This is a genomic window from Massilia sp. DD77, from assembly GCF_036961685.1.
In the GTDB taxonomy this organism is placed as follows: Bacteria; Pseudomonadota; Gammaproteobacteria; order Burkholderiales; family Burkholderiaceae_D; genus Telluria.
Map to the genome: position 1 here is coordinate 1 of NZ_JBAMDH010000016.1, position 14,051 is coordinate 14,051.

Annotated in this window: 10 protein-coding genes; 4 read left to right on the forward strand and 6 right to left on the reverse strand. The window is 65.7% G+C overall.

Translation table 11 applies throughout. The features are described from left to right. Positions 1 to 114: 114 nt before the first annotated feature. The 6 genes from V7778_RS11115 to V7778_RS11140 all read right to left on the reverse strand — a co-directional run bounded on the left by V7778_RS11115 (position 115) and on the right by V7778_RS11140 (position 9,223). Positions 115 to 1,476 (reverse strand): GGDEF domain-containing protein, encoded by a 1,362-nt coding sequence (locus V7778_RS11115; RefSeq protein ID WP_335555146.1) that lies wholly within the window; start codon positions 1,474 to 1,476, stop codon positions 115 to 117. 128 nt (positions 1,477 to 1,604) lie between these two features. Next, a complete protein-coding gene (locus V7778_RS11120) occupies positions 1,605 to 2,474 on the reverse strand; it encodes a hypothetical protein (RefSeq protein ID WP_335555148.1) in 870 nt (289 codons plus the stop codon). Positions 2,475 to 2,483: 9 nt separating this feature from the next. Further along, positions 2,484 to 3,647, reverse strand: a complete 1,164-nt coding sequence (locus tag V7778_RS11125) for a hypothetical protein (RefSeq protein WP_335555150.1) — start codon at positions 3,645 to 3,647, stop codon at positions 2,484 to 2,486. 70 nt (positions 3,648 to 3,717) lie between these two features. Further along, positions 3,718 to 6,882 (reverse strand): outer membrane lipoprotein-sorting protein, encoded by a 3,165-nt coding sequence (locus V7778_RS11130; RefSeq protein ID WP_335555152.1) that lies wholly within the window; start codon positions 6,880 to 6,882, stop codon positions 3,718 to 3,720. Continuing rightward, positions 6,864 to 8,054, reverse strand: a complete 1,191-nt coding sequence (locus tag V7778_RS11135) for an alkane 1-monooxygenase (RefSeq protein ID WP_335555154.1) — start codon at positions 8,052 to 8,054, stop codon at positions 6,864 to 6,866. The genes V7778_RS11130 and V7778_RS11135 overlap by 19 nt, the downstream gene beginning before the upstream one ends. 35 nt (positions 8,055 to 8,089) lie before the next feature. Continuing rightward, positions 8,090 to 9,223: a 2Fe-2S iron-sulfur cluster binding domain-containing protein gene (locus V7778_RS11140; protein WP_335555156.1), complete on the reverse strand. Its 1,134-nt coding sequence runs from the start codon at positions 9,221 to 9,223 to the stop codon at positions 8,090 to 8,092. A 245-nt stretch (positions 9,224 to 9,468) separates the two neighbouring features. Between V7778_RS11140 and V7778_RS11145 the strand changes: the two genes are divergently transcribed. Genes V7778_RS11145 through V7778_RS11160 form a run of 4 tightly spaced genes read left to right on the forward strand, consistent with a single transcriptional unit; the run spans position 9,469 to position 14,049 of the window. After that, entirely contained in the window at positions 9,469 to 9,750 is a 282-nt protein-coding gene (locus V7778_RS11145) for a MoaD/ThiS family protein (protein WP_335555158.1), read from the forward strand. Between the two features lie 2 nt (positions 9,751 to 9,752). Then, positions 9,753 to 10,904, forward strand: coding sequence for a molybdopterin-synthase adenylyltransferase MoeB (moeB, locus tag V7778_RS11150; RefSeq protein WP_335555160.1), 1,152 nt, complete (start codon positions 9,753 to 9,755; stop codon positions 10,902 to 10,904). Between the two features lie 11 nt (positions 10,905 to 10,915). Beyond that, positions 10,916 to 11,377 (forward strand): hypothetical protein, encoded by a 462-nt coding sequence (locus V7778_RS11155; protein ID WP_335555162.1) that lies wholly within the window; start codon positions 10,916 to 10,918, stop codon positions 11,375 to 11,377. After that, positions 11,374 to 14,049, forward strand: coding sequence for an aminotransferase class III-fold pyridoxal phosphate-dependent enzyme (locus V7778_RS11160; RefSeq protein WP_335555163.1), 2,676 nt, complete (start codon positions 11,374 to 11,376; stop codon positions 14,047 to 14,049). The genes V7778_RS11155 and V7778_RS11160 overlap by 4 nt, the downstream gene beginning before the upstream one ends. Positions 14,050 to 14,051: the final 2 nt, after the last annotated feature.

The following is a 14,051-nucleotide window of genomic DNA, read 5'->3' on the forward strand; positions in this document are numbered from 1 at the left end:
AAAGGACTTCCGCGCCGTCGCGACCCGCTATGACAAGCGCGGCCATAACTACCTCACCGCAGTGATCGTGGCGACAATTATGTTATGGCTCCTCTGAACTCAGTCAGACAGACCCTAGCCGGGCGCCCCGGCCTCGGCGACGGGATGGGTGCAGACCTGGTTGCGCCCGTTTTGCTTGGCCACGTAGAGCATCGCATCGGCGCGCAGGAACAGCTCGTTCTCGCTCTTGTACTCGGGATAGGCGGCCAGGCCGCCGCTGAACGAGAAATGGCGCACCTCGCCGGGCGCGACCTCGAAGGCGACGTCGCAGAAGGAGCGCCGCATGGCGTCGAGGCGGCGGCGCCCCTCTTCCAGGGTGGTGTCCCAGAACACCACGACGAATTCCTCGCCGCCGAAGCGGCTCAGCAGGTCGCCTTCTTCGACGTGCTGGGCCAGCGCCAGCGACAGGCGCTTGATCACGATGTCGCCGAAATGGTGGCCCCAGGTGTCGTTGATGGTCTTGAACTTGTCGATGTCGACCACGCCCAGGGTCAGCGAGCGGTCCTCGCGCGCCGCCTGCCGCACCAGTTCCTGGGCCTTCTTCTGCAGCCCGACCTTGTTCAGCAGCCCGGTGGCGCGATCCTTGCCGATCAGGTCCTTGTTGACGCGGATCTTGTCGGCGCGGTTGATCAGTTGGCCGGCCAGCAGCGCCGGTTCGGTGGCCTGCATGATGGCGTCGAAGCCGCCCGCCAGTGCGCGGCGTACCAGATCGGGATGCGGCCCGGCGTCCAGGCGCTGCTGCAGCAGCACGATCTCGCGCACCGGATCGGCCTCGATGTTTTTCTTGAGGATGCGGACGATCGCTTCGTTGCGCTCGAACTCGGCCTCGGTGATCAGGACCATCTCGGGCTGGACGTCCTTCACGCGCAGGTGCAGGGTCTGGGGGTCCAGGTGGCGGACCAGCTCCAGGCGCCGGCGCAGCAGCGCGTTCTCGTCCAGGCCGGCCACCTCGCCCAGCACCATCAGGCGCACCAGGTCGCCGCGTTTTTTCTGGATGAAGAGATTGAACAGCTTGTCGACCAGGACGTCGTTCGGGATCGGCTTTTCGGCATAGGCCAGGCAATTGCTGTCGACCAGGCGCTGCTGCAGCAGGAAGCGGCTGCCCTGGCGCGCGCTTTGCAGGTAGACGTAGCTGTGGCTGGCCGGCAGGCGCTGCAGCAGTTCACCCAGCATCAGGGTCTTGCGCCTGTCTTCCATGTCCGACTGCATGTTGTGCAGGGCGTCGAGGTCGATCACGTACAGGCCGTTGCCGGTGTCGGCCTCCACGGCTGCGACGAAATCTCTGACTTCGCAGAAGAACCGGAAGTCGAAATCGTACTTATGGGCGTGCAGCTGCAGCTCGTGCTGGTTATCCTTGATCGTAAAGTTCTGCGACAACAGCAGTACGTGATTCCGGTAAAGCGGCGCCTCGCTCGTCATGTTTCCGTCAGCTTTCATCGTGATGCCCGGCGGCGCTCGCCGCACGGTCAGACAGAAGCATGCCGATCAAACCAGATGAAAGCAAGAGAAACCCATGCGGCATGGAGGCAAGCATCTAAAACTTGCCGCATGGAACTATTCTCGGTTTACGCAGCGACTTTGAACGCCGTATAGATGTCGCGGCTCCAGGACACGTTGCGCTGGCCGCTGACCAGGCGCGCGAAGTCCTTTAGCATCAGCCAGCGCGCATTGCCGCTCGGGTAGCAGTTCAGGTAGCGGCGGTTGTCCTTCTCGCCCGAGCGCCACGGGGTCGAGATCAGGGTATGGCGCTCGGTGGCGGTGATCTGCTTCAGGGTCGGCACATAGTGGCTGGTGTAGACCGGGTCGAAGTAAGGCGTGCCGGCGCGGCTGCCGCCGTAGACGATGGGCACGTTGGCCGCCATCGCGATGATGTGCTTGACCGGCAGCGCGCGCAGGGCTTCGAGCTCGGGCGAGCAGCGCGCATTATTCGACAGCACCAGCAGCGGCGCGTTCTTGGACTGGGCCAGGTAGACGTGGATGTTGCTGCCGAAGCTGGAAAAAGGCTGGTCGACGAAGTCGCCGAACATGTATTCGAGCGAGGCGATCAGGGGATCGACGCTGCCGAAGGCCGGCCGCCCGGTCATCAGCTTGCCGATCGAGCGCAGGCCCGAGAAGCGGCCGACATGGTGCTGGTTGCGGAACACGGTCTCGGCTTCCTCGTGGCACAGCGATTCGATGCTCACCTTGTTGCGCCCGGTGGCGAAGGCCATGAAGCCGAACAGCGCATACACCGAGCCCGAGAAAGCGTGAATCTCGCCGAAGCGCGCCAGGCGGTCCATGCCGATGGCGTTGAGCACGATGTACTGGCGGGTGAAACTCGGCCCGGTGCTGTCCAGCAGCAGGCAGGAGCTTTCCGGGGCGTGGCGGGCCAGGTCGTCGCCGATCTCGGCCACGACGCGCTTCTTGAGCGACAGGATATTGGCTGGAACTTGCATGATGTGTCCTTAGTAGATGAAAACGACTTCCGCGAACGCCACGGTGTTTTTCTTGATGCTGCCGAAGAAACTCTCTTCCCTGCCCCTGAACACATCGGCCCCGGCCGAGAACTTGATGTGGTCGGAATAGCGCACATTGACCCGCGGACGGATGGCGTAGTCGTGTTCGCGCAGGTTCACCATGCCGACCAGCTCGTAGTCGACGCGGTCGTTCCACAGGCGCTGGCCGTAACGCAGGGTGAAGCCGTCCTGATACTTGTGGAACTGGTTGTTGGCGATGCGCAGGCGGCGGCGCAGGGCTTCTTCCGCCGGCGCCAGGCCGCCGATCACGGGCGCTTCGCCGAAATGGCGGAAGAAGTACTGGATGCTGGCCGTGGCCGCGTGCGGCAGGTTGGTCTCCACGCCGACGATGCCGTACCAGTGCGACAGGCGTCCATCGGTCGTACCGTAGCGGGTGTCGCGGTAGCGCAGGCGCGCCAGCTCGCCGCGCAGGCCCCACTCGCCCACGGTGGCGGCGCCGTCCACGCCGAAGGCCTGCAGGGGCGCGTAGCCGCGGCTGGCGCCCAGGATGCGCCCCCCCGCCCCGCGCACCAGCTGCAGCGAACGCAGTTTTTCCAGGCCGTCGAAGTACGAGACCGACCAGTCGAAGGCCTCGCCGGTGCGGTCGAACTTGAGCGCGTATTCGGTTTCATCGTGGTGCGCACGCGCCGGCAGGCCAAGCTCATTGTTGTCGCTCGGCCCCTTGCTGGGGCGGAAGCGCTTGGCGACGAGGCTCAGGCGCCCGGCCTCGCCCAGCTCGCGGATCACGCTCAGGGCGGGCGCGCCGATGCGCTGGGTCTCGTCGACCGCCAGCGGCGAGGTGTAGTCGCGCGCCGTCACGTTGTCGGTGGGGTTGACGCGGTCGGCCCGGCCCCAGGCCACGATCTGCGGGCCCAGGCGCACCTGGGTTTCCTCGCCATCCCACTGCAGGTAGGCTTCGCGCAGCGCGGTGCGGGTGTCGTCGCCGCGCTCCTGGGGAAACTGGTAGACCGTGCCGTCCATCTTCAGGCGGACACTGTCGGACAGGCCGGCGCTGGCGCTGGCCGCGAAGGCGCGCGCCAGCACGCCGTGGCGGTCGTCCAGCACGCGGTTGCCGCTCCAGGCGCCGACCGACAGGGCGGCATTGAATTGCACATCCTGCGCGGCAGCCAGCGGCGCCACGGCAGGGAGGACAAAAAGGGCCGCGAGTGCGGCCCGAAGGGGATTACAGTTCTTTTTCAAGATAGCGTGGCGTGAAATACTCGGTCTTGACACCCTGGTTGGCCTTGAACTCCTTCCAGTCGATCACGGTCTTGTGGCCCGTCTGCACGTTCTGCACTTCCATGTGCATCGGCTGCCAGCGCTGGCGGGCAGCGTCGACGTTGACGATGTTGGCCAGGGTCGAGACCTTCAGCAGCTGCTTGGACTCGTCGTAGAACTCGGTCTTCAACGATAGGTAGGACTGGTTGTCGATCCAGCTCAGGCGGCGCGAATAGCCCGACTGCGCGGCCACCTTGGCGTCCTTCGGCAGCGACTCGACCACGGTGCAGGCCTTGCCGTCCACGGTCTCGGTCTTGACGACCTTGTGGCTCCAGTCGCCCACCTTGTGGCCGATCACGTCGCCGTAGGACAGGTCGGTGCCCACGAAGCTCTCGTTCTTGTTGGACGAGGTCAGGCGGCGGGTCTTCTTCATCGCCGGCAGGTAGATCCACATGTCGTCGTCGCCGCCGCTCTTCTCCACCAGCAGGGTCACCGTGTTCTTGATGTCCGAGGGCGACAGGAAGCGGGTCACGCGCTTTGTATCCAGGGCGTTGTCCTGCATCTTGGTCGCGCCGAAGGTCTCGCGCACACGGCGGTCGCCATTCTTGTTGATCAGCTGGAAGGTCGCATTCGAGGTCGAATTGTCGAAACGGTTGGCCACGAAGTTCTTTTCCATCAGCTCGTTCGCCTGCATGCTGGAGGCTTGCGCATCCTGCGGCAGCATCGCGGCACCCAGGCCCACGCTGGCCGCCAGCATCAGCGCGGTGCCGGCCTTGCCCGCCGGGACCGCCATCGGGGCGTGGCTGGCTGCGCGCTTGCGCAGGAAGCTCGGCTTGAGCACGTGGATCATGGACGGCAGCAGCAGCAGGGTCGTGACGACCGAGGCCACCATCGACAGCACGATCAGGATGCCCGACCAGATGTGGATGTTGAAGCCCTTGGACAGCATCAGCACCGAGTAGCCGCCGGCAATCGCCGTGCCGACGTACAGGATGGCGCGGCCGGCCGATTCCAGGGCGCTGTCGATCGCCGCTTCCAGGGTGGCGTGATGGCCCAGCTCTTCACGGATGCGGTACAGCAGGTAGATCGCATAGTCGGCGCCGATACCGATCGCCATCGGGGCGGTGATCGCGTTCGGGGTGTTCAGCGGGATGCCGGTCAGGCCCATCACGCCGAAGTTGACGACGGCGGTCACGGCCAGCGGGGTGACGACCAGCAGTGCGCCCAGCAGCGAGCGGAACACCAGGGCCGAGACCGCGAAGATCACCAGGCCGATCTGCAGCACGTTCTGCAGCTTGCCGTCCACCAGCGACTCGGACAGCGCGGTCGACTGCGGCACGCTGCCGCCGAAGTGGATCTGGATGCGCGGGTCGCCATGCTCCGCCAGGTAGGCCTTGGTGTTCGCGATCACCTTCTGGATCTCGCCGCTGTTGTCATACTTGACGAAGGCGGTGATGTTGGCGTTCTGGTAGTTGTAGTCGACATAGCGGTCGAAGTCGGCCGGTTCGCCCGACATCGAGTACAGCAGCAGGAACTGGGACACCAGGTCGCGGCTGTTCGGGATGGCCAGCTGGTCCGGCGCGTCGGCGTTCATGGCCTGGTTCATGCGCTTGACCAGGTCGACCACCGAGATGGTCTTGCCGATGCCAGGCTGGGTTTCCAGGAAGCGCTGGGTGTCCTCGATCAGGTGCAACACCTTCGGATCCTTGATCACGTCCTGCTCGCTGCCTTCGAAGATCACGTACAGCGTGTTGGTGCCGGCCATGCGCTCGTTGATCAGCTTGTCGTCCTGCTGGAACGGCAGGTTCGCGGAGAAGAAGCTCTTGTTCGAGTTCTCCACCTTCAGGCGGGTCACGCCGAACGCGGACACGGCCACGATCAGGGCGAAGGCCAGCCAGGTCTTGCCGACTGCGCGCGGACCGGCGCCGCGCTTGACCAGGTTGATCACCGGTGTCAGGACGTCGAAGCGCTGTGTCTTGGTGCGCAGCTTGGGGGCCTTCAGCCACGAACGCACGGCCGGGATGAAGGTCATTTCGATCACCAGGCCGCACAGGATGCCCAGGCCGGTGAAGATGCCGAAGTTGCGGATGGTGGTGATCTCGAAGGACATCAGCGACAGGAAGCCCACCACGGCGACGAAGCCGGCGGCCAGCATCACGGGGCCGACCTTGGCCATCGAGCGGATCACGGCCTCGCGGTTGGCCAGGGCGGGCGCCAGGCCGCGCTTGATGGCCAGCTCGAACTCCTCGTAGTAGCGCTTGAGCAGCTGCACCGCGTGCCCCGCCACCACGGCCAGGATCAGGATCGGGGTCACGGCGTTGAAGGCGTCCATCGGCACCTTGGACAGGCCCATCAGGCCCAGCGCCCACAGCACCGACAACAGGGCCGTCACCAGCGGCAGGAAGAAGCCCTGCCAGGTACGGAAGGCTTCCAGGTGCAGCAGGCCGACGATCAGGAAGGCGATCGGGAACAGCAGCGCCATGCGCGCGGTGTATTTTTCGACGTAATAGACGAACATCGGGGTGCCGCTGACCGAGACCTGTACGTGTTCATCGGTATTGGCGGCAGTCAGCTTGTAGGCCGCTTCCAGGGTCGGGGTGAAGCCCTTCGCGCCTTTTTCGACGGCAATCGAGATGGCCGCCATGTCGCGTTTTTCCGAGACCACCACGCCGCTGTACATCGGATTACGCTCGATCGCGGACTTGAGCTTGGCGATCGATTCGGCATTGATCTCCGCGCCGTGCAGCATCGGCTTGACCTCGAGGCCGTCCTCGGCGCCGGCGATGCCCTTGGCGCGCTTGGCCGCGACGCTCATCAGGGTCTCGGGCTTGACGTTGGGCAGGCGCGCCAACCCCTCCGAGATCGCGCGCACGCGCTCCAGCACGGCCGGCTGGTAGATGTCGCCATGCTTGGCCGAGACGCCCACCACCAGCACGTAGTTGGAACCGAACACCTTCTCGGCGAAGTTGGTGCCGATCACGTAGGGATGCTTTTGCGGCAGCATCTGGTTGGGATCGACGATGACCTTCAGGTGGCGCATCTGGGACACCATGAAGACCGTGGCCAGCACGGTCAGCAGGATGACCAGGAAGCGCCAGCGGACGACTTTCTCTATATATTTTGCGAACATTGGCTGTTTCCTTTCGTGGTTGCGCTCATGAACACTGGGTGGGCGCTGGCCCGGCTGGCTTCTTCGGCCAGCAGTTTTTCCTCCGGGGTGGCGGAAAAACGGTCCCATCTGGCCAGCTGCGGCGCCGCGAAGCGATGCCACCAGAACGGCACCAGCGCGACGACGATCGTGCTGATGTAGCCGTAGGTGAGCTGCAGTGGCGTGTCGACCGCTTCCAGTTCCCAGTACTTCTTGTGGGCGTTGGCGTGGTGGTCGGCATGGCGCGACAGGTTCAGGAGTGCGTTGGAGGACATGCGCGTGTCGCAGTCCCAGCTGTGGCGCGGTTCGACCCGGGTGCCGGGTACGCGCACCACGCCGTAGTGTTCGATGTAGTTGACGGTCTCGAACAGGAACTTGGCCAGCACGATCACGAAGGTGTAGACCGCCGCCCCGGTGAGGCCCGCCGCCAGGTACCACAGGCCGTACAGCAAGGCCGTCATGGCCAGGCCGGTGAGCACCCGGTTATGCACCGAGAACAAGGCCTTGCCGCGGTTGCGCAGGCGCTGGCCCTCGATTTCCCAGGATTCGCCGTACTGGCCGATGGTCGAGCGCAGGAAGAAGCTGTAGACCGATTCGCCGCGGCGCGCGGTGGCGGCGTCGAACACGGTGCCGACGTTGCGGTGGTGGGCGTACACGTGCGAGATCGAGAACTGGGCATCGCCCACCATCGCCAGCAGCCAGCGCCCGGTGAACATCGCCATCTTGTCGGTGGTGCGGTGCACCAGCTCGTGGGCGTACAGGTGATTCGAGGACAGCACGTAGCCGACCGCGAAGGTGCTCGCCAGCAGGCCGCGCAGGCCGGCCGCTTCCTTGATCGCCAGCAGATCCACCGGATAAAGGCCGGCTACCCAGGCGGACAGGCCGAGCAGGTCGCCCGGCGACACGATCCACACCAGGCTGAACATGTAGAGCGAGACGAAGGGCACATACAGGTAGACCATCGCGTCGAGGATCCAGTGCTGCGAGTACTCCGGCACGCTGCGGTCGGGCGGTGTCAGGATGTCGCCCACGGCGTTGAGCAGGGTGATCACCACCGGGATGAAGAACGCCCACTGCGGCGCCAGGAACACCGTCAGCGCCGCCGCCGGAACGATCCAGCAGGTGAGGTAGGAATGCTTGAAATATTTATACATGGTCCATGTCCATATCCTTGGGAGGCAGGCCGCCGTCAGGCGGCGCGCTGCTGTTCGTACTTGTCGAAGGCCATCTGGCCGGCCTGCATGCCGACCCCCTTGAGGGCGTCGATCGCGGTGTCCACCAGCGGGGTCGGGCCGCACAGCAGCACGCGCCAGGCGTCGTCCGGCTGGGAGAAGCGCGGGTCGCCCTGGGCCGCCTGGCGCAGGATCTGCGGCAGGTGTTCGGCCACGTAGCCGCGCCGGCCCTGCCAGCCGCTGTCGCCCGGTTCGCGGTCGAGCACGACGTCGATCTGGAGCGGGACCCGGGCGCTGTCGGCCACCCGGCGCAGCTCATCCAGGCCGTACATCTCGCCTCGGTCGCGCGCGCCGATCACCAGCAGCACCGGGGCGGGCTGGCCGCCATGCGGGCCGCCGCCGTCCATGCTGCGCGCATGGCCGGCGATGATGCCGCCGATGGCGCCCAGGCCGCTGCCGCCGGCGATGCACAGCAGCGGCGCCGGCTTGTCCACGGACGCTTCGCCGATGCCGAATTCGCCGAATGGCGCCTCGACCAGCACGTCCCTGCCGAGATTGGCCGTATCGGTCATCCAGGACGAGACCGCGCCGTCGGGGTAATGGGTGATGTCGAAGGAGATCAGCTGCTCGTTTTCGCCGGAGGCGACCATCGAGTAGCAGCGCGGGTCGACCGGCATCCCGGCCGGGACCAGGCGCGCGAACTGGCCGGCGCGCCAGGACAGCGGGGCGTCCAGGCGCAGCTGCACCCGGTGGATGCGCGCCGTCATGCGGCGCACCTCGACCAGGCGCGCGTTCAGGGTCGCGGTTTCCTCGATGGCGCCCGCATGCCAGGCCACCACCATGTCGGACTGCACCGAAGTCTGGCAGGCCAGGTAGGCGCCGCCTGCGATCTCCTCCTGCGAGAACACGTATTCGCGCTCGATCAGGGACTTCGGCTGCCCTTCCAGGACCCGGATCTGGCAGGTCTTGCAAGCGCCGACGCGGCAGTTGTATGGGGCCGCCACGCCCTGCTGCAAGGCCGCCTCGAGCAGGTTGTCGCCTTGCTTGAGTTCGAGCACGGTGTTGCTTGGTTGAAACTTTACCGCGAACCTGGCGACTTCCCTGGGCTTCTTCCGAAACAAACCTAACATCGATTCTCCCGTTCTGTGCATTTCCGGAGGCCTTGCCGAGGGATGGCAGGAATCCGGACCAACCCGAAGACTAGCTGCGTCAGGGCAACGGGAAAATAGTCTGAGGGGACTAGTCCTCTCTAACCGGGTGCATGGCACTGGCTAACCGGCTTATATCCAAGACTTGGCGACGGGGAAATAATCCATTCCTGGAAAACCACAATAATTCGCAGCCTCTCGGGCTCTCGCCCCTTGGGTCTCGCCACTTCAAAACGAATGGAGTCTCTGTGAGCACTGTCTACGTACACCTGCCGATCCCGCTGCGCAAGTTCGCCAAGGGGGCCACCTCGATCCAATGCCATGCCGACACCGTGCTGGACGCCCTGCTCAAGCTGGACGAGATCGAACCGTCGATGTCGCAACGCCTGCTGGAAGCCGACCGCAGCGCGCCGAAGAAGTACATCAATGTCTATGTCGACGGCAAGCACATCGCCAAGACCGGCGGCCTGCAGACCTCGCTGGCCCAGGGCGGCAAGCTGGACATCGTCACCGCCTTCGCGGGAGGCTGAGCATGAGCTACGAACAACGCGCCGCCTACCTGCGCCAGGCCATGACCGAGATTTCGCCGGAACAGGCGCTGCGCATGGTCACCAGCGAAGGCGCCCTGCTGCTCGACGTACGCGACGGCGAGGAAATCAAGGGCGGCATGCCCGAACAGGCCGTGCACCTGGCGCGCGGCCAGCTGGAACTCAACGTGCACCACCTGGCCCAGGACCTCGACCAGCCGCTCGCCGTGCTGTGCGCCGGCGGCCTGCGCTCGCTGTTCGCGGCCGAGAGCCTGCAGAACCTGGGCTACACCAAGGTCTACAGCGTGCGCGGCGGCTTCAAGGGCTGGAAGGAAGCCGGCCTGGCGGTGCGCGTGCCGCAGCAGCTCAGCCCCCAGGCGCGCGAACGCTATTCGCGCCACCTCCTGATCCCCGAGGTGGGCGAACAGGGCCAGCTGCGCCTGATGAACAGCCGTGTGCTGCTGCTCGGCGCCGGCGGCCTGGGCTCGCCCACCGCCCTCTACCTGGCGGCGGCCGGCATCGGCACCATCGGCATCGTCGATCCGGACGTGGTCGAGAGCAGCAACCTGCAGCGCCAGATCATTCACGGCGAAGACCAGCTGGGCAAGCTCAAGGTCGATTCGGCCGAGGCCTCGATCCGGCGCCTGAACTCCCAGGTCAAGGTGATCAAGCACCCGGTGCTGCTGGACGAGACCAATGCGCTCGAGCTGCTGGACGGCTACGACCTGGTGGTCGACGGCTCGGACAATTTCAAGACCCGCTATATCGTCAACGACGCCTGCGTCAAGCTGGGCATCCCCAATGTGCACGGCGCGATCTACCGCTTCGAGGGCTATGTCACGACCTTCGCCGCGGGCGAGGACGAGCCTTGCTACCGCTGCCTGTATCCGGAACTGCCGCCGCCCGAAATGGCGCCGTCCTGCGCCGAAGCCGGCGTGCTGGGCGTGCTGCCGGGCGTGGTCGGCCTGCTCCAGGCGGTGGAAACGATCAAGCTGCTGCTCGGTATCGGCGAAAACCTGGCCGGCAAGATGCTGCGCATCGACGCCCTGAACAACGAGTTCTCGCTGCTCGGCGTCGACAAGGCGGAAGGCTGCCTGTGTACGCACCACAAGGACGACATCCGCATCGAGCCGATGAGCTACGTCTGCGCGATCTGAACGGGGTTGCGATGATCACTGCGCTTACTTTGTACGATTTGCTGGTCCTGGTCCACGTCATCGCGATGCTGTCGTGGATCGGCGCCATGTACTTCAACCTGACCCTGCTGTTCCCGATGTACAAGGCGCAGGGCCCGGTGCGCTACGGCGAACTGATGCAGGCCCAGGGCACGCGCGCCGCGCCCCTGCTCTACCTGCTGATCGCCCTGACCCTGGGTTCCGGCATCGCCCTGTCCCTGACGGGTCCTGTCGCGCCCACTTCGCCGCTGGCCATCGCCAAGGGCGCCTGCCTGCTCCTGATGCTGGCCTGCCACCTGTACGGCAGCCTGGTGCTGTGGCCGCGCGCGTTCTTCGCGCTCGACTCGGAAAAGGCGGCGATCTTCTTCGCCTACCGCGTATCGATGTTCTTCAGCGCAAGCGCCGGCACCGTCGCCATCGTCCTCACCTATCTCGGAAAACAGTTCAACCCATGAAACCAAGCGCAACCAGTCACCTGAACCCGGACCGGGACTTCCTGCTCAGGCACATCCAGTTCGACAAGACCATGGTCCGCGGCGACGGCGTGTACCTGTTCGACGAGGACGGCACCCAGTACCTCGACTTCCTGGCCCAGTACGGCGCCGTGCCCTTTGGCCACAATCCGACCCAGTCCTGGGACGCCCTGTGCGCCGGCCGCGGCGAGCCGTCCATGGTGCAGCCCTTCTACACCCGCGCCGCCAAGGAGCTGGCGCGCGAACTGACCCAGCTCGAGCCGGAATACAACTTCGCCCATGCCGTCTTCACCAACAGCGGCGCCGAGGCGGTCGAGGCGGCGCTCAAGATGGCGCGCTCCGTCACCCTGCGCGAAAAAATCGTCAGCCTGCACCTGGGCTTCCACGGCAAGACCGCCGGCGCCCTGGCCGTGACCGGCAACCCGGTATACAGCGAGCCCTTCCTGGTCAGCACCGCCCAGAGCGTGAAAGTCGAGCCGGAAGACTTCGAGCAGCTCGAGGCGGCCTTCGCCGAACACGAGATCGCCGGCTTCATCCTCGAGACCGTGCTGGGCGAAGGCGGGATGCAGCCGCTGTCCGACGCCTACATCCAGCGCGTGGCCGCCTTGTGCAAGCAGCACGGCGCGATGCTGATCGTGGACGAGATCCAGACCGGCCTGGGCCGCCTGGGCGAATACTTCTCGATCAAGCGCGTGCCCGGTGTGCGTCCCGACATCGTGTGCCTGTCCAAGGCCCTGAGCGGCGGCCTGGTGCCGATCGGCGCGACCCTGTGCACCAAGAGCGCATGGAGCGAAGCCTTCGGCTACTACCACAGCTCGACCTTCGCCAACAACCAGGTCGGCTGCCGCGTGGCGCTGTCCACCCTGGAACAGCTGCGCCAGAACGACGGCGCCCTGCTGCGCCACGTCGACGACATGGCCGCCGTGCTGGATGCCGGCCTGGACGCCCTGGTCGAGAAATACCCGGACGTGTTCAGCCAGCACCAGGGCAAGGGCCTGATGCACAGCCTGCGCATCAAGCCATTCACCGGCCATGAAAGCTACTTCCTGGCGCACGCCAGCGTCCAGGGCTACATCGTGCCCCTGATCTGCGGCTACCTGGTGAACGTGTCGAAGATCGTGGTGGCGCCGCTGTTCAACCGCCCGGACCTGCTGCGCATCGAGCCGCCCCTGATCATCGAGCGCGAGCACATCGAGCGTCTGCTGGCCTCGCTGGACGAGTGCGCCCACCTGATCCGCTGCAAGCAGTTCTCCAGCCTGCTGTCCTACCTGGTCGGCCGCCAGCCGGAAGAACTGAGCTACTCGGGCAAGGCCTCGGCCGACATCGCCCTGGTGCCGAACGGCGCGATCGAGGGCAAGATGCCGGAGCGCCTGGGCAGCTTCGCCTTCCTGATCCACCCGACCTCGAGCGAAGACCTGCTGAACATCATGCCGCGCTCGATCATCGACCTGGACGAGCCGCACAAGAAGGAATTCGAGGACTGGATGGCGAGCTGGTTCTCGCGCCGCTACGAGCCGGCGCCGGTCTTCCATGCGCCGCGCATCGAATCCAAGCTGGGCGGCTACGTCGAAGGCTGGCTGATCGCCTGCCCGCTGCCGCCGGAACGCATGATGCGCCTGCCCAAGGCCCACCGCATGCGCCTGCTGGAACAGTATGTCGAGGCGGCCAAGTCGGTCGGCGCCGACATCGTCGGCCTGGGCGCCTTCACCTCGATCATCTCGCGCGGCGGCATGGACATCGCCGACGCCGGCATCCCCATCACCACCGGCAACAGCTTCACCGCGATCGCCAGCGCCGAGAGCCTGCACAAGGCCCTGGTGGCGACCGGCCAGAGCCGCTTCGACGCCCGCGTGGCGGTGATCGGCGCCTCCGGCTCGGTGGGCCGCCTGGCGGCGATCCACCTGTCGACCTACTACGCTTCCCTGATCCTGGTGGGCAACTCGGCCAACGCCCAGGCGATCGACCAGCTCGGCGAGATCGCCGGCGAGATCTATGCCCAGGCGCTGATGCAGATGCAGCGCGGCTCGACCATCGGCCTGGCCCAGTACCTGCGCACCCACCTCGAGGAACCGCTGACCGTCATCGCGCGGGTCAACCAGATCGTGCTGCGCGACGGCGCCCCGGACTACCGCGCGGTGCGCCGCATCGTCGAGGAGAACCTGCCGTCCCCGGCCCCGATCGAGGTCTCGGTCGACATCGAGCAGGTGATCCGCAACGCCAATGGCGTGCTGTCGGCCACCAGCGTCGGCCGCAGCTTCATCGAACCGGCCTGGCTGCGCGACGCGGCCGTGGTATGCGACGCGGCCCGCCCGCCGGACCTGAAGGCCAACGTGCGCGAGGAGCGTCCGGACGTGCTGGTGTTCGAAGGCGGCGTGGTGCGCTTCGTCGAGCCCTACAAGTTCGGCCGCGCCAACATCCTCGGCTTCGACGCGACCCTGAACCTGGCCTGCCTGTCGGAGACGGTGGCGCTGTCCATGAGCGGGGCCAAGCAGTCGTACAGCCTGGGCAACCGGATCCCCTACGACCAGTCGCTGCGCATCTACAAGCTGGCGCTGTCGCACGGCTTCTCTGACTGCATCGCCACCACCGAGGGAGAACTGGACCTGCAGGCGGCGGGCTTCGCCGAGAAGAACATCGCCAACCTGAATCCGTAAGC

Bases quoted from the DNA above. Each gene is read 5' to 3' on its own strand.
- V7778_RS11135 (WP_335555154.1), bottom strand. From the start codon at position 8,054: ATGTATAAATATTTCAAGCATTCCTACCTCACCTGCTGGATCGTTCCG.
- V7778_RS11130 (WP_335555152.1), bottom strand. From the start codon at position 6,882: ATGTTCGCAAAATATATAGAGAAAGTCGTCCGCTGGCGCTTCCTGGTC.
- V7778_RS11120 (WP_335555148.1), bottom strand. From the start codon at position 2,474: ATGCAAGTTCCAGCCAATATCCTGTCGCTCAAGAAGCGCGTCGTGGCC.
- V7778_RS11140 (WP_335555156.1), bottom strand. From the start codon at position 9,223: ATGCACAGAACGGGAGAATCGATGTTAGGTTTGTTTCGGAAGAAGCCC.
- V7778_RS11155 (WP_335555162.1), top strand. From the start codon at position 10,916: ATGATCACTGCGCTTACTTTGTACGATTTGCTGGTCCTGGTCCACGTC.
- V7778_RS11160 (WP_335555163.1), top strand. From the start codon at position 11,374: ATGAAACCAAGCGCAACCAGTCACCTGAACCCGGACCGGGACTTCCTG.
- V7778_RS11115 (WP_335555146.1), bottom strand. From the start codon at position 1,476: ATGAAAGCTGACGGAAACATGACGAGCGAGGCGCCGCTTTACCGGAAT.
- moeB (WP_335555160.1), top strand. From the start codon at position 9,753: ATGAGCTACGAACAACGCGCCGCCTACCTGCGCCAGGCCATGACCGAG.